This window comes from Candidatus Tisiphia endosymbiont of Myopa tessellatipennis (assembly GCF_964031105.1).
In the GTDB taxonomy this organism is placed as follows: domain Bacteria; phylum Pseudomonadota; class Alphaproteobacteria; order Rickettsiales; family Rickettsiaceae; genus Tisiphia.
Genome location: NZ_OZ035005.1, coordinates 266742 through 283025, shown reverse-complemented (window position 1 = coordinate 283025; position 16284 = coordinate 266742). Strand labels below are relative to the sequence as shown.

The window sequence follows — 16284 nt, the reverse complement described above, 5'->3', positions numbered from 1 at the left end:
CACGAGTCCAAAGATGTGGGTAATGGTAGGTGAGTTACATTGAATGTTGATTGTTATCTATAGAATTACTTCTCTGCAGTTTTTTCCGATGAAGAAAGCGTTCTTCTTCTTGTAATAAATTTGGTACAGATTTACTTTTTCGTAACTGTGCTATAACCTCAGGTGTTACGATCTCTTTAGCAGATTTTTTAGCAGCCTCCATAGCTTTCGTTAATGGGCTATAATCCCTTATTACCTTAGGTTGTTTATAAAAAGGATTATGTGTCCTACCTAGATCTTTTAAAAGGCTTAGTGTACCTTTTGCAGCTGCTGTCAGTATATTATTACTTTTGTTCTTTTCTTTAGTTTCAGGTTCAGTTGCTTTTTCATTAGGTTTTTCTTCAAATTTATTGACTGCTGTATGAAGTGTAGCTCGTTTTTGCTCATCGGTTAACTTGTTATAATTTTTGTCAAACATCAGTTCAGTTAAAGCTTGTTGATATATATCAAATTTATTTTGTTTTTGCTCATCGGTTAACTTAAAATAATCTTTATCTTGTATTAATTCAGCCAAAGCTGCAGTTTGGATATGTTGTTTTTGGGTGATCTCACGTAGCTCTCGTAAATTCCTATAATAGGCAACATCATCCTTACGGAGTTCATCATTAATATTGATTTTAAATGCTGTAGTAAGGTTAGCTGAGTCCTTTTCAGTTACACCTGAGCCAATTATAGAAATAGCTGAAAGTGTACCACTTTTTAGTGCTGTAAGAATCTTAACAGGATTCCCACTAGTAGCAGCAGTTATGTTAGACGCTAAATTAGCGGCATTTTGAAGATTATCAACTATGAATTTGCTTGCACTAAATGCCATTTCTACTTTGGGATCTACATAGTGGTAATGTTTATCTTTGCCATTTGGAACATGATTATTTGGGACATGTAATTTCTTTTCCAATGCCTTGGCTAATTTGGGATCGAGTAGTAGTAAGTATTGTTGCTTGTCTATGTCCCCTCGATTTTGCATCAATAGGTCATTTTCTTGTGCAAGTTTACGGAGTCTTCTTGTTTTGATAACATCAGCTACTATTTCGCTAGTTACTCCAGCTAATGCTATTGCAGCCGCGGTCAAAGCTGCTGGAGGGGAGACCCCGGCTAGTGTTACTATTGCAAGTGCAATTGTAACAGTACGGCCTATAGCACTACCAAATAGCACCTTCGCCAATTTTGTATCTAACAGCCACTCTATACCCTTGAAAAGTCTTGTACTCTTTGTCCAATCCCCAACAGCTTTAATTTTATTTAAAAATCTCTTAAATTTTGATTCTGTCTTTGGTTCTGTACTTTCCTGTTCTAAAGATTTTGCAAATTCATCTGAAATTTTAACTTCATTTGTTTTAACCGATTTTAATCTTTCACTTTTCTCTTGCTCAATTATATGTAAATCATCTTTACTTTTTACAGATTTTTGAGAGGGAGTACGTTTTAACTTATTTTCACGTTCAAGCTCCATATCATCAAAGCTTTTGGAAAGCTCTGCTTTTCTTTGCTTGGGTTGCACTGTTTGATTGTCTAACGTATTAGCTATTTCTATCTCTTTAGGTACAATTGTAGTACTATCTATCTCAGAACTTTCAAGGTTTTCAAACGGCGTAGATTCTTTTTTGTCATCTGTCATAATATACTACCTATTGGTATTAGACTCCTATCATATTTAATCTTAAAAGAGAGTCTAACAGCAAATTATACAAGATTAAAGACTAATTCTATAATAAATAAAATTATTCAGCAATGATTGCTATATATTCTAGTAGCAATTCTACCACAAACCTAGTGTTTTCCACCACATACCGCCTATAAAAATCCATATAATGCCATATACTAGACTCAAAACTAAACCAAGATACCACCATGTTCTGATCTTCATATATCCTGTCTCAAAATATATTGGAGCACTGCTGAGTCCATAATGAGTAAGACCCGAAGATAATATTGATAAAAAACTAAGTAGCAATGCAGATAGTAAACCAGGCATTTTAGCATGTATAAATAACGCTAGAAAAGTAGGAAAAAGTATAGCAATATGGGTTGTAGTACTGGCAAAAAAGTAATGTATATAAAAATATATTATAGAAAGTATAATTATACCAATCATTGGAGAGAAAAAACATAATAAATTATATCTAAGTTTATCACTAACCCATGATATTAAACCAAAATCAGACAAAAAACTTGAAATCATAACTAAAGTGCCATACCAAATAAAGGTATGCCATGCCCCTTTATCTGCAAGAGTATCTTCAAATTTAATTACTTTGCATAATAATAAAATACATACGCCCAATAGTGCAACTGTAGTAGCTGATAATCCCCATTTGCTGCCAAGCATCCATAAAAAAATTAAAATTACAAAAGTTATTAGCATAATAATCTCTTGCAATGATATATCACCTATTTCTTGCAATTTTGCCCTAGCTATTTGTATAGCAGATGGATCGTATTTAATTGAGGGTGGATGTAAATAATAAAGAATAAGAGGCATGACAGCAAGAGAAATCACGCCTGGCACTATAGCTGCTATTGCCCAGTCACTCCATGAAATTATAATCCCAGCATCAGCTGCGAACTTAACAGCTAAAGGATTAGCGGCCATAGAGGTAATAAACATAGCACTAGTTATCACATTTGATTGAAAGACTACTTTCATGAGAAATCCACCGTTTGAAACGGATGTTTCGTAATTTGTTTTATTAGAGTAAGCAGTGCAGAGTGACTGAGCGATAGGAAAAATTATCCCTCCTCCCCTAGCACATACACTAGGAATGAAAGGTGCGAGTATAAAATCAACAATTACTAGAGCATATGAAAGACCAAGGGTACTTTGTCCGACAAGTAGAATGATGTGATAAGCTATCCGCTCCCCAAAGCCTGTTTTTATAAAACCCTGAGCAATAAAAAAAGCAAGCAGCACCAGCCATATAATGCTATGACTAAACCCGGATAGACTTTGTTCTAAGGAAAGGGTTTGGGTCAGAATACAACAGAGTATGCTAAATAAGGCTATAGCACCCATAGGTAAAGGATTAAGAATTATAGCTGCAATAGTGGTAATAAATATAATAGAAAGATGCCACACCTTAACATCAAGTCCTTCAGGGGTCGGTATATACCATATTACACAAGCTAAAATAACAAGAATTAGAATAGGTAAATTTTTGTTCCAATTACACATATTAGGCATAATAAATTTATTTCAAGATCGAGTAAAAGCTTATTTGAATGAACCTTGTCCATTCTTATGTAATATAATTGATTGTCAAGAAAAAAAGAAGAGTTTATTAATCAGTAGGTGAGTGGGGGTTTTTCGTATCAATTGATAATGCGTGTAGTCCGCTAGCTAGTTCATCTGCTAAAAGATTGTTAATTATTTTATGCTGTTCTAGCAAACTTTTTCCTATAAAAGCTGCTGCAAAAATTTTGATCTTAAGATGACTTTCAGTAATGCCACCATTATGGCTGGCGTGCTTGTAACTTTCGTCAACTATTTCGCAATAATGTGGTTTTAACACATCTAGTTTTCTTTTTATTCTATTTATTTTGGTCATAGTTATATATATATAAAACTTTTACTTGTATCAAGTCTACTGGGATTTTAGTATTTAGTAAATATTATATTTAGTTGGTTATGGCAAAATTAGATACAAAAATTAGAAATTTGCAATCTGAACTTGATAAAGCCGGGCATGGGTATTGTATCTCTTTTAAGTTATTAAATTACGACGAATTGAATGCTATGATGGGAGGAGATATTTATATAATTGACAAACTTAATAAAATTATTTCTGAAGTTTGTAATAAATTAATTACTGCTCCTTCTATATCAGTTTATAAACAAATTGAGCATGATAGAATATTGTTGGTTTTACCCACACTAGACCAAAATCTAGCTAAGGAAGTTGTCCTAAAAATACATTTATTATCTCAACTTTATGTCGATGATCTGTTACCTGCAGTTTATATGAATTGCAGTAGTGCTAGCATAGAGTTTCCCAAGTTTACCAATCAAGCTAAAGAAGTATATAATCTATTAAATTGGCTAGTTTCTTATCAAGGTGACCAAAGTTATTATCGTGAGTATGACCATAAATATTATAATATAGAGTTTGTTAAAGAGTCCAATAAGCAGCTGAATCTCTTAAGAAAAGCTTTATTAAACAAAACAATGGTTTTTGCTTATCAGCCAGTTATTGACCGTAAAACAATGAAGATTCATTACTATGAATGTTTACTAAGGATTCCTGACACAAATAATAATCTATTTTCTGTAGGTGCAATAATTCCAAAAGCTGAAAAGAAAGGTTTAATTTTTATAATAGATCAAATAGTGCTAGAAATGGCAATTAAAGAACTAGATGCTAACCCTAGCTTAGTGCTTGCAGTTAACATTTCAAATATTGGTATATTAGATGTTTCTCTCCTAGAGATAGTAGAAAAACTATTACAAACATATGATGTTTCAGGAAGATTAATTATTGAGATTACTGAGACTACCCTTAATCAGCATTACCAACAAATAAAATTCTTTATGCACAGATTAAGAAAATTTAGTTGTAAATTTGCTTTGGATGATTTTGGAGCTGGGTTTACTTCATTTAAACAATTACAAAATCTACCGATAGATATTATTAAAATTGATGGTAGTTATGTACGTAACATCACTAGCGATATACAAAGTCAAGATTTCATTAAACGGTTAATTAAAATTTCTGAAAATTTAGGTGTTCAAACTGTAGCAGAATTTGTTGAAAATGGGGAAATAGCCAATTTTTTAATCAACTTAAAAATCGATAATATGCAAGGCGATTTCTTCTCACCGGCATCGGTTAACAGAATAAAATAATCATCAGCACGATGTCCCCACAACTGTTGAAGGTTAGAAAAGGGAGCGGTTTTAAAGCTCATCATGGCAGTTTAAAAGTTGCAGAAAAATAACCAAGGTCATTACGAGGAGGCTGTAAGGTCGACGAAGCAGTCCAGTAACATCATTTATCTATAGATTGTTTCCTAGATTACTTCGCTTACGCTCGCTAATAGACGCTGTAGTATAGGTATTTGTAAACTTTCAACAGTTGTACACCGGAGCGTACAACTAGTCACACTACTGAACGAAAAGGTTATATTGGTTGTGCAAAGTGTAACTTAAGCAATTTTATGACTAAGGAATCAAAAAATTGCTTAGAACGACTATAAGCTTGTTTAATTGATCTTATACCTAACTGTAGTACAGAATAACTCCTGCATCCTAACGTTTTCTTCATTTTTATCGGTTGCTCTTGCTCTCCAATTGCTCCTATTTTTATTGCTATTGCATATGCTACAAATAAACATTTTATAAAATTCTCTAATCGTACTTTACTCTTTATATGCGTATTCCATTCTAAAACCATTACTTTTGCACTCTTTAAAGGCAGCTTCAATATCCCATCTCTTGAACGTATTTAGTCTTGAATCTTTCATCTAAAAATGCTTAGGTAGTAATTCGGCTAGTAACATAGAGTTCCACAGATTTTTTTGTATTCAATCTAAAATACTCTATTTTCTAGCTCTTGCAACCACTCCATTTCTTTTGTCCAGTAGTGTGACAACTAGTACGTGACTCATCTTCGAGACAAAAAAGTGCTTAAAACGTCTAAAGAATCAGGTTTGCAGTGGTTTTGGCATGAAGTTTGTAGTCATGTAAACATCACTTTTCTACTTGACATACTAAAAATTAGTCAACATAATGCTTCTTATGTGTATTACCATTGTTTTGTTTCAAATAAAAACTCTTGTCATTAAAGTACACTTTTATCAGTATTTCTTTATTATAAAATTCCACAGGTGAAAAAATAATGGTATGGACCTCCTGATATACAGAATGAAAAGCAGTTGCTAATCTTCTAAAGTTAATATTAAATATTAAAATAACAATCAGGATGCTAAGATGGAAGTTACCACAATTGGTATAGATATTGCAAAAAGAATTTTCCAAATTCATGGTGTAGATAAAAATGGTAAGACGGTATTAAAGAAAAAATTAATGAGAGATCAAGTTTTAACATTTATGGCTAATTTACCAAAATGTTTGGTAGGGATGGAAGCTTGCGGCGGAGCTAGTTACTGGGCAAGAGAAATAACTAAATTGGGGCATACAGTAAAACTAATGGCAGCACAATTTGTCAAACCGTATGTTAAAACTAATAAAAATGATCAAGCTGATGCAGAAGCTATATGTGAAGCGGTAACAAGACCAAATATGAGGTTTGTACCAATTAGAACTGTAGAACAACAAGATATTTTATCAATTCATCGAGTAAGAGAGAGATTGGTAAAAAATCGTACTGCCCTTGCTAATGAAATTAGGGGTCTACTACATGAATTTGGTTTTATTATTCCTCAAGGGATCAATTAAGGTTATGACAAAATTAACCGAGATTTCAGATGAAGGAAATTTAAGCCAGCTGGGTTATCAAACATTTAGTGAACTGAAAGAGGAATTTTTGGATAATGACAAAAAAATAAAAGAGATAGAAAAAAGATTAAAAATAATAGCTAGCAACTTAACTCAATATCAACGATTAACAGCTATACCTGGTCTTGGTTTAATTACTGCTACTGCTTTAATAGCATCAATAGGTAATGCTACAAGTTTTGAGAATGGTAGGCAATTATCGGCATGGTTTGGATTAGTGCCAAGGCAGCATTCCAGTGGAGGGAAAGATAAGTTGCTTGGAATTAGCAAGCGAGGTGATGTTTACTTGCGTACTCTATTGATCCAAGGAGCTAGAGCTGTACTAAATGCCAAGATAAGATTTACATTGGAAGAACAAAAATCTAAAAAAGATTTTAGCAAATTTACGCAGTGGATGTTTAATTTATCTGAGCGAAATGGACATAATAAAACAGTAGTTGCTGTAGCTAATAAACTGGCAAGAGTGGTGTTTGCAGTACTAAGGTCAGGGGATGATTATGTAGAGAGTAAAGTTTGTAGCACAAAGCTATTATAATTAACATAAAATAAAATAAATAGTGGTTTATTAATTAATAGGTAAACAAAGAATATGTAAGAGATTCCAACCCGGAATATGCGTGAGATAATAATATTGATGGTAAATAAGACAAACCTTAGCTTACAAAGAAACTGATGACTACAATGGCTCTTTGAAGCCGATAAAATGATAAGTATATAGTAAATTTGTAAGCCAGCGAATTCCATCAGGGCTGTAGGATAAATTACACATAATTTATTAACTATAAGCCGGATACATGTATGCATTTGCATTTTTGCTATTAGATGTTATTTTTTTCTTGCATTTTACAGGAGGTTCATACATGTAGTCAGTAACGAGAATTTAATTCTACACTCCACTCGTCGCATAATACTCACGTTCTATAGCATAATTTCTGCTCATATTTATCTCGAAGATGAGACGTGAGGAGCGGAGATCATGAAGTACGACGACGTGATGATTAGTTTTCGGAAATGGTATTAGGTGGTTAATTTTTATTAGAGGGTCAAACACTGCTTACAATTTACAGTTACGACCTAATAGGTATTTTAAAGATATATTAATTAATTCGTTTGCTATATCATTCATATTAAGATGCATAGCAAGTGGTACAAAATAACATAAAGTTTCATTAACTGTTTTATCAATTTTTTCAGAGGATTTTGCGTAAAGAGTTCTCATATTATGCAAACGATCAAAAATTTTAATAATCAGTATATCTGACTTTCCTTGAATAAATAAAGAATTAATCATTTCCACGACACTAATCTTTTTTTCTGGTTTTATTCTAGTTAAGTCTTGAACTTGATTAGCAACTTTACTACCAAAGATAATATTAATCGTTTCTTCAGTTATATTTGTATCTTCAAGGCAGTCATGAAGTAATGAGGTAACTATCATGTCTGTTCTAAAAAATCGTGGACGTGTTTGAGCCGTGTAAGTAGCAACCATGTAAGCTACCTCTATTGGATGTGAGTAATATGGCTCTCCTGATTGTCTTTTTTGGTCAGCATGATATTTCCTAGCATAATATATTGCTTTCTTAATTTCAATAATATCCACCTTGTCTTTAATATGTTCATTTAATATTAAAAGCTGGTTTAACAATCTTTTTGAGTATTGACACATTTTGAATTTTATTTGCCAATAATCCTGATCTCTCATAAAGTCTCGTATTTTTATAATAAGTATAAAGAAACCATATATAAACACACTTGGTAAGACTGAAAATAGGGGGCAAGAATAGCATGCTAAAATTATGCTATTGTAATTTAGTGCTTTTTAATTTTAATTCTTATTGTTAAAATAATAAAAAGCAGTTCCTCTAATTGTTCAATGGTAAAATTATGAATAACTGGAAATTAAAAACTATTATTGATTCTTATAGAGAAACTAAGGAATTTAGATTTAATAATTATATTATTAACCCACACGTAAAAAATATTATAGGAAATGTAAGAGACAAGGCTCTATTAGAGATAGGTTGTGGATTTGGTAGATATTTAGAAATTTTCTATGCTGAGAATCCACTGAAATTAGTAGGGTGTGACATTTCTCCTTATCAAGTAGAGCTATGTAAAGAAAATATCAAAAATAGTAATATTGAGTTACATGTATTAGATTTTTCTGATGTTGAAAGTTCTGCAATTTTGGGACAACATGAATACGATATTGTATATAATATCTTTGTGATTTTATATATAGATGTTTTAAGTAAATTAGAAATATTTATCAAAAATTGTTATGAATGCTTAAAACAAGGAGGAAAAGTTGTAATATGCACTTTAGATATTATAAGCGCATATTCTTATCCAGAGGTTTTTGATATATTAAAACTTCCCACGAGGTTTTTGAAAGATGAGTACACGGATGGTTGCCCCATAGAAATTAGTATTACAAATGATTGTGTTGTAACGTGCTATCATATGGATTTTGATACTATAAAGAGATTAATGGAAAAATTGGGCTTCAAGAATGTAAGGAAACATAACTTGTTTTTAAAAGAAAATGCTTTACAGAGCTTTACAGAACAAGAATTTAACCTTATAAAAGAATCTAATATACTCTTATTAATAGAGGCAGAGAAATAAATATAATAGACTTATTGCAGAATTCGCTTCTGCAATAAGTCTATTATATTTATTTAGACTCAACAATTTTAATCACTTTCAAGTTCATTTAATTATACGAGAATCTAGTATAGGAGAAGATTTGAATTTTAGTGTTGAAGAAGTCAAATGGTCTGAAGTTAAGGATGAAGTTTATAAGGTTAATCCTGAACTGGCAGAAAAATGTGATAATGTTAATCAATGCGGAAAATATTCTTTATTCAAAATAAAATATCCTTATGGAGCATATATTGTCAATAGGGGGGAGTTTCATCTACCAACTAAAGATGGTAAACTAATTCCTATAAATGACTCAAGAATTCCAGAATTTCTAAAAAAGAAGTTGAGATATAGTCATATTCCCTTATCCTTAATTATTAATAGTTTGAGTGAAGTATTTGTTCAGATACAAAATAGAATTGTTTCTCCTAATGTTCTTTTGACTGGTGAACTTTTTGGTCTATTTGAATTAATGCATATGTTAAACCAAACATCTTCACTAGACATGCCTATTTGGAATGTGTCAGCCGGAGCTCGCTCTACTGTTATGATTCCAAGTATTTCTGATACAGTGGGTCATAATAGAATTAAAAAAAAATTAGGGGTTGATATCTATGCTCCCTATAGTTTGTCAGATCATTGGCAGACATTTGTAGATATTAATAAGTATTCTCATAATTCAAATTGGAATAATAGCATTTTAGTATTTTCTAATGAGTGGTTTCTTCAACCAAATGATCTTGGATATAGTGGTTTTTATAATTATCTAGTTAATCAATGTTGGAAACAATTTCAATTGTTAGAAGATTTTACAGATTTTAGTTTATTATGGTCATTTTTTATTCATGCAATTAATCTACGTAATTTAAAACCACGATCATATTTAATAGACACTGTTAGACATTTAATTTTGATTTCTAAAGGTTCTGCTATAGCATTTAAGCCATCCACGGATGATACAGGTTTGCCAATGAATTTAATACAGCAAATATATGTAAATGATTATAATCTAAAAGATTATATACCAAATATTATGCAACCAGCAAAATTTACTAAAAATAGTAAAGTCTATTATTCTCTTAGCTTTCCTACTCTATTTAATAGCTCTCCTTATTGTAGAAATCCTCCAAGTATAATTGAAGATCAAAGAGAGATTAAAAGATTATTAGATATTTTAATAAATACTATTCACCAAATTGAGAATCATAGTGTCAACTCACTTAAAAACATAAAATTTGAGTTATTTCATTTTGGAAACGATCCATTTGGTCAGATATTATCTAGTAAAATTATATCTGAAGATGATGCTAGATTTTTAGAGTATAATAGTAATGGTAAGGAAGCAAGAGTATTTTGCTCCTCATCTAGTTTTTTTAATGGTTGTATTGCTATATGCAATGACGAGTAATTTTTTGAGTTTATATTATAAGTAATTTAAATACACCCATATTAGCAACTCTACAAAGTATAATAGATAAATTAAAAGGATGTAAGGATCTTAATTTAAAAAATGTTACCTTTGTTTGTGTACAACATTTGTTATTTACAACAATAGATTTAATAAAATCTCTTATCAAATTAGGTGCTAAGCCGAATAATATTCATATAATGGGTAAAATATACTCAAATTGTCCTATAGTAATTGCCCAACTTATAGAAATGGGAGTAAATTACTACCCTAGTTCCCGCAACAATTTGGCTATTTTAACTATTATTTTAATATAGATATAGCTAATATGTGGGCTAATGTTGCTACTACCATAATGAATGTAAAATCTGACACTATTATCATACTAGATGATGGTAGTAAATGTACAACAAATATTCCAAAGTTACTAAGTGATAATTACAAAGTCTTTGCTGTAGAGCAAACATCATCCGGTGTTGTTAATATTACTAAAAAGAATAATACCACGTTACCTTTTATTGACGTTGCTTATTCTGCTACAAAGCAGATATTAGAACCTCCAATGATTGCTCAGGCCGTCATACAAAAACTTGATAAAATTTTGCCTTTACAATCTCATAGCCTTATTTGTGGAGTAGTAGGTCTTGGAGCTATAGGAAGGGCTGTCGCCCGGAAACTATTATCTTTAAATCATAAAGTAATAATATATGATAAATCTGACAGTAAGTATAATCTTATGAAGAAGATTAAAACTGCAAATAATATTCTATCTTTATTTCAGAAATCTGAGTATATTTTTGGTTGTACAGGAGAAGATATTACTTTATCTCTTGACGTCAATAAAATACGAGGAACAAAGAATCTAATTAGTTGCTCATCACAAGATATAGAATTTCAGTCATTATTGCATATTATTCAAGATAATTCTTCTATTAATACCTCTAACGTATTGGATAATATAGAATATTCTACAGATAGTGCAACGTTCAATATTTTTAGAGGAGGATACCCTGTAAATTTGGATAATTCTGGAGAATCTGTGCCAGCCAATGATATACAACTTACTTGAGGATTATTACTTGGTGGAATCGTGCAAGCAGTATTTCATTTAGTTCAAGAGGTTAATCAAAAGCCACAACAATATATGTTACATCCTAAAATACAAAAATTAATAGTGAAAGAATTAGTATATAATCAAAAGTACAAATTTTCTAATGATTTAGTAGTTATGAATTTTTTAGATGAAGAGTGGATTAAAAATAATTCTAGCGGAGAATATGTAAGTAATGATATTATCTCACGATATTTTCTATAAACCTAAATTTCCGATTAAGAGTAAATAAAAAGTTGATGGAAATGAGGTTTAGTTTTCCCACACGCCGCATAATACTCACGTTCTATAGCATAATTTTTGCTCATCTTCGAGATAAATATGAGCAAAAATTATGCTATAGAACGTGAGTATTATGCGACGAGTGGAGTGTAGAATTAAATTCTCGTTACTGACTACATGTATGAACCTCCTGTAAAATGCAAGAAAAAAATAACATCTAATAGCAAAAATGCAAATGCATACATGTATCCGGCTTATAGTTAATAAATTATGTGTAATTTATCCTACAGCCCTGATGGAATTCGCTGGCTTACAAATTTACTATATACTTATCATTTTATCGGCTTCAAAGAGCCATTGTAGTCATCAGTTTTTTTGTAAGCTAAGGTTTGTCTTATTTACCATCAATATTATTATCTCACGCATATTCCGGGTTGGAATCTTTTACATATTCTTTGTTTACCTATTAATTAATAAACCACTATTTATTTTATTTTATGTTAATTATAATAGCTCTGTGCTACAAACTTTACTCTCTACATAATCATCCCCTGACCTTAGTACTGCAAACACCACTCTTGCCAGTTTATTAGCTACAGCAACTACTGTTTTATTATGTCCATTTCGCTCAGATAAATTAAACATCCACTGCGTAAATTTGCTAAAATCTTTTTTAGATTTTTGTTCTTCCAATGTAAATCTTATCTTGGCATTTAGTACAGCTCTAGCTCCTTGGATCAATAGAGTACGCAAGTAAACATCACCTCGCTTGCTAATTCCAAGCAACTTATCTTTCCCTCCACTGGAATGCTGCCTTGGCACTAATCCAAACCATGCCGATAATTGCCTACCATTCTCAAAACTTGTAGCATTACCTATTGATGCTATTAAAGCAGTAGCAGTAATTAAACCAAGACTAGGTATAGCTGTTAATCGTTGATATTGAGTTAAGTTGCTAGCTATTATTTTTAATCTTTTTTCTATCTCTTTTATTTTTTTGTCATTATCCAAAAATTCCTCTTTCAGTTCACTAAATGTTTGATAACCCAGCTGGCTTAAATTTCCTTCATCTAAAATCTCGGTTAATTTTGTCATAACCTTATTGATCCCTTGAGGAATAATAAAACCAAATTCATGTAGTAGACCCCTAATTTCATTAGCAAGGGCAGTACGATTTTTTACCAATCTCTCTCTTACTCGATGAATTGATAAAATATCTTGTTGTTCTACAGTTCTAATTGGTACAAACCTCATATTTGGTCTTGTTACCGCTTCACATATAGCTTCTGCATCAGCTTGATCATTTTTATTAGTTTTAACATACGGTTTGACAAATTGTGCTGCCATTAGTTTTACTGTATGCCCCAATTTAGTTATTTCTCTTGCCCAGTAACTAGCTCCGCCGCAAGCTTCCATCCCTACCAAACATTTTGGTAAATTAGCCATAAATGTTAAAACTTGATCTCTCATTAATTTTTTCTTTAATACCGTCTTACCATTTTTATCTACACCATGAATTTGGAAAATTCTTTTTGCAATATCTATACCAATTGTGGTAACTTCCATCTTAGCCTCCTGATTGTTATTTTAATATTTAATATTAACTTTAGAAGATTAGCAACTGCTTTTCATTCTGTATATCAGGAGGTTCATACCATTATTTTTTCACCTGTGGAATTTTATAATAAAGAAATACTGATAAAAGTGTACTTTAATGACAAGAGTTTTTATTTGAAACAAAACAATGGTAATACACATAAGAAGCATTATGTTAACTAATTTTTAGTATGTCAAGTAGAAAAGTGATGTTTACATGACTACAAACTTCATGCCAAAACCACTGCAAACCTGATTCTTTAGACGTTTTAAGCACTTTTTTGTCTCGAAGATGAGGAGCGACGACGTCACCAAATTCTCCTGAATTGACTATACCAATGTCAATCTTGGCTTTGTGGTTAGTAAAGTTAAGATACGTACTGTCTTGTATCACTAGCAATAAATTATCATTATTATTGTTAATTCTATCAGTAGTTTGCCTAAAATGCGGCTCTATTAAATGATCATTGTTAACTTTGCTATTAACAAAAAAATCATAAGCTTGTCTTTGATCTTGCGGATTATCAAAAAGATTCTTAATACAGATTGTAAATTTTGCCATTAGGGCTGTAAAAATCTTTAAAGCTTTTGATTTAAGACGTTGATCTTTTAAAACTAAACTTTCAAATTCTGATTCAAAAAATAACTTATTACTTCCTTCTCCTAGTCCCAAACTACCCAATTGCTTACCTCAAATTTTAAAAAATAAAATTTAATATTATCTTATTTCTTTTTAATCCTTGCAATTAAAACTTAAGGCTAACTGTTAGATTTGGTTTCGGCTCGGCGGATGTTTCGCTGTCTACGCTTTACTACTGTGTCGTTACCTTCAGCTGCACAAGACTCGCTATATGGTGGAGCTAGCTACTCCTTCCATAACAGGACTTTCACCTGTAAGATTAATGCACCTTATCTTGACGTACACACAATCAGTTGGACAGAGCCTAGAGCCTTAATAATTCATATTTTTCCAGTCGGAGCGTTTAGTTTCTCCGGTTTTATAAAAAGAAGTTACTTCTTTTATAAAATGTTCAAAATCCGAATTTTCTTTAACTAGCCTATTAGCCATATTCCAATCAATCTCTAATCTTTCTTTAGCAGGAATTAGTATTCGACCTTTTTCGGATTCGTTTATGTTTAATAAAATAAATCCTATACCGTGCCTAGCAGAAAGAATTTCCAGTTCACGAGAAGTGTTACTATCCTTGCTTTCTACTAGAGAGAAAGCTACTAAATATCCATAGTGAGCCCATGAAGAATTTGATAGTGCTTGAAAAAAAGATTCTCGTACATTGGAGTGATTAATTTTTACTTTCACCTCAAAAGACCAAAGTTTAGCTTTTATATCCGCATATTGTTTGACGCAATCTTTGATCGGCTCTGCCCAACCTTTCGTCATAGCCTCCATTCCCACTAGGTCGGGATATAACCATTTATTAGCATTAGTACCACTACGATTTGAAGAACGTTTATCATTAATAGTCATGTTATAAATATTAAGCTCATCCCAAAGAAATTCTGAAAGCTTTAGATACACCTCTTTTTCTTTTATGTTTGACCATTTTTCAGCTTCTTCTATCTCCGCTTGATCAGTTTTTTTAGTAAAATAGTATTTACGTGGACACTCTTGTGTTATTTTAATACCAGGCTCTTGTTTTTGTATGGCTTCATTACGTTCTTTAGTCATTTCTCCACTAAAGAGTACTATAATAATTTGAGCTATTTTTGCTGGATCAGTTACATTGAGTATTGATTTGCATTTACTGTTCTCCGCTTTTCTCTTGACTTCCTCAGGATAAGTTTTTACTAGCCATGCAGCTATTTCTCTAGAAGTAAATTTCTAACCTTCATTGGCTTTAAGGAAACTAATAATTGCTCTGTTACGGTTAAATTGCATAGATACTACTATTTTATAAACTACTAATAAATAATAATCAGAATAGTAAAGAATTTAAAGAACACTAATATATAATTCCAAGTTATTATCTTTAAATTTAAATGTAGTTGTAATATTACAACTTATTCATTTTTAACAAATACCCAATCTTTGTTGGAAGACTCAGTTTCACTATAGTAATAGTTTTGTTTAGAGAACTGTTTTAATTTTTCAGGTACGTCTATAAGATTTTCTGCAATAAAGTTAAGCATGCTGCCCCTAGCTTTCTTGGCGTTTATAGCTATTATTTGTAATTTATTATTTCTTTTTTCTTTAAAATATATATTAATTATTGGATATTTAAGATCATTTTGATTTATGGCAGAGGAATATTCATTAGAGGCTAGGTTGATTAGATATTTATTTTGATGAGTTGCTAATATTTGATTTAGATAATTGGTAATATCAATTTGCCAAAAATTGGATAATTTTTCTAAATTTGGCAATTTTGTTGACATTTCTAGCCTATAGGGTTTTATTTTATCTAAAACTCTTAGTGGTCCATATAAACCTGATATAATTAACGTGTGTCCCTGCAAGAAATCCCATTGCTCTTTAGAGAAACTTCGTCTATCAATATTATCATAAACATCCCCATCATAGGCAAATATCGCTTGCTTTTGGGGATGGTTATCGAAATCTTGAAATCTATAATAATTAAGCTCAGCCAGTTTGCTACTTACATTCATTACCTGCTTGATCTGATTTTGTGATAGGCTTTTACATATCTGTAAGAGATACTGCATTTTAGTAAGGAAATGTGGCTGCGTACATGGTAAATCCGGTATTTCCGAGATGAAATCCTGAGTCTTAGCTGGTGAAATTATACTTAGCATATCTGTAATCTAGACAAAAAATTTATACCATGTCCGAAA

Annotated in this window: 15 protein-coding genes and 1 pseudogene; 7 read left to right on the top strand and 9 right to left on the bottom strand. The window is 31.4% G+C overall.

Annotated elements, in window-relative coordinates; all coding sequences use genetic code 11:
* Positions 1–34: 34 nt before the first annotated feature.
* The 3 genes from AAHN03_RS01395 to AAHN03_RS01385 all read right to left on the bottom strand — a co-directional run bounded on the left by AAHN03_RS01395 (position 35) and on the right by AAHN03_RS01385 (position 3584).
* A complete protein-coding gene (locus tag AAHN03_RS01395) occupies positions 35–1657 on the bottom strand; it encodes a hypothetical protein (protein ID WP_342278868.1) in 1623 nt (540 codons plus the stop codon).
* 141 nt (positions 1658–1798) lie between these two features.
* Positions 1799–3220: a DASS family sodium-coupled anion symporter gene (locus AAHN03_RS01390; protein WP_342278867.1), complete on the bottom strand. Its 1422-nt coding sequence runs from the start codon at positions 3218–3220 to the stop codon at positions 1799–1801.
* 97 nt (positions 3221–3317) lie between these two features.
* Complete coding sequence (locus tag AAHN03_RS01385) at positions 3318–3584, bottom strand: BolA family protein (protein ID WP_342278866.1); 267 nt, start codon at positions 3582–3584, stop codon at positions 3318–3320.
* An 80-nt stretch (positions 3585–3664) separates the two neighbouring features.
* Between AAHN03_RS01385 and AAHN03_RS01380 the strand changes: the two genes are divergently transcribed.
* Positions 3665–4879: an EAL domain-containing protein gene (locus tag AAHN03_RS01380; RefSeq protein ID WP_342278865.1), complete on the top strand. Its 1215-nt coding sequence runs from the start codon at positions 3665–3667 to the stop codon at positions 4877–4879.
* 274 nt (positions 4880–5153) lie between these two features.
* Here AAHN03_RS01380 and AAHN03_RS01375 read toward each other — a convergent pair whose 3' ends face one another.
* Positions 5154–5456 carry a hypothetical protein gene (locus AAHN03_RS01375; RefSeq protein WP_341762035.1) on the bottom strand — a complete coding sequence of 101 codons (303 nt, stop codon included), beginning with the start codon at positions 5454–5456 and terminating at the stop codon, positions 5154–5156.
* 199 nt (positions 5457–5655) lie between these two features.
* Between AAHN03_RS01375 and AAHN03_RS01370 the strand changes: the two genes are divergently transcribed.
* Entirely contained in the window at positions 5656–5817 is a 162-nt protein-coding gene (locus tag AAHN03_RS01370; RefSeq protein ID WP_341761148.1) for a hypothetical protein, read from the top strand.
* A 145-nt stretch (positions 5818–5962) separates the two neighbouring features.
* A pseudogene (locus tag AAHN03_RS01365) lies at positions 5963–7025 on the top strand (IS110 family transposase).
* Between the two features lie 519 nt (positions 7026–7544).
* On the opposite strand, the gene AAHN03_RS01360 reads toward AAHN03_RS01365, so the two are convergent.
* Complete coding sequence (locus tag AAHN03_RS01360; RefSeq protein WP_341762036.1) at positions 7545–8192, bottom strand: HD domain-containing protein; 648 nt, start codon at positions 8190–8192, stop codon at positions 7545–7547.
* Between the two features lie 182 nt (positions 8193–8374).
* Between AAHN03_RS01360 and AAHN03_RS01355 the strand changes: the two genes are divergently transcribed.
* The 4 genes from AAHN03_RS01355 (at position 8375) to AAHN03_RS01340 (ending at position 11859) form a co-directional block, all read left to right on the top strand.
* Positions 8375–9118 (top strand): class I SAM-dependent methyltransferase, encoded by a 744-nt coding sequence (locus AAHN03_RS01355; protein WP_342278864.1) that lies wholly within the window; start codon positions 8375–8377, stop codon positions 9116–9118.
* A gap of 121 nt (positions 9119–9239) precedes the next feature.
* Positions 9240–10544: a hypothetical protein gene (locus tag AAHN03_RS01350; RefSeq protein ID WP_342278863.1), complete on the top strand. Its 1305-nt coding sequence runs from the start codon at positions 9240–9242 to the stop codon at positions 10542–10544.
* 328 nt (positions 10545–10872) lie between these two features.
* On the top strand, positions 10873–11613 hold the full coding sequence (locus tag AAHN03_RS01345; protein ID WP_342278862.1) for an NAD(P)-dependent oxidoreductase: 741 nt from the start codon (positions 10873–10875) through the stop codon (positions 11611–11613).
* Positions 11614–11634: 21 nt separating this feature from the next.
* Complete coding sequence (locus AAHN03_RS01340; RefSeq protein ID WP_342278861.1) at positions 11635–11859, top strand: hypothetical protein; 225 nt, start codon at positions 11635–11637, stop codon at positions 11857–11859.
* A gap of 522 nt (positions 11860–12381) precedes the next feature.
* Here AAHN03_RS01340 and AAHN03_RS01335 read toward each other — a convergent pair.
* The 4 genes from AAHN03_RS01335 to AAHN03_RS01320 form a co-directional block, all read right to left on the bottom strand.
* Positions 12382–13443 carry an IS110 family transposase gene (locus tag AAHN03_RS01335; RefSeq protein ID WP_342278860.1) on the bottom strand — a complete coding sequence of 354 codons (1062 nt, stop codon included), beginning with the start codon at positions 13441–13443 and terminating at the stop codon, positions 12382–12384.
* Between the two features lie 205 nt (positions 13444–13648).
* Positions 13649–14155 (bottom strand): transposase DNA-binding-containing protein, encoded by a 507-nt coding sequence (locus AAHN03_RS01330; protein WP_342278859.1) that lies wholly within the window; start codon positions 14153–14155, stop codon positions 13649–13651.
* 270 nt (positions 14156–14425) lie between these two features.
* Positions 14426–15160 carry a hypothetical protein gene (locus tag AAHN03_RS01325; protein WP_342278858.1) on the bottom strand — a complete coding sequence of 245 codons (735 nt, stop codon included), beginning with the start codon at positions 15158–15160 and terminating at the stop codon, positions 14426–14428.
* Positions 15161–15492: 332 nt separating this feature from the next.
* The gene (locus tag AAHN03_RS01320; RefSeq protein WP_342278857.1) at positions 15493–16245 is read right to left on the bottom strand and encodes a peroxide stress protein YaaA; all 753 of its coding nucleotides are present in this window, start codon (positions 16243–16245) and stop codon (positions 15493–15495) included.
* Positions 16246–16284 lie beyond the last annotated feature (39 nt).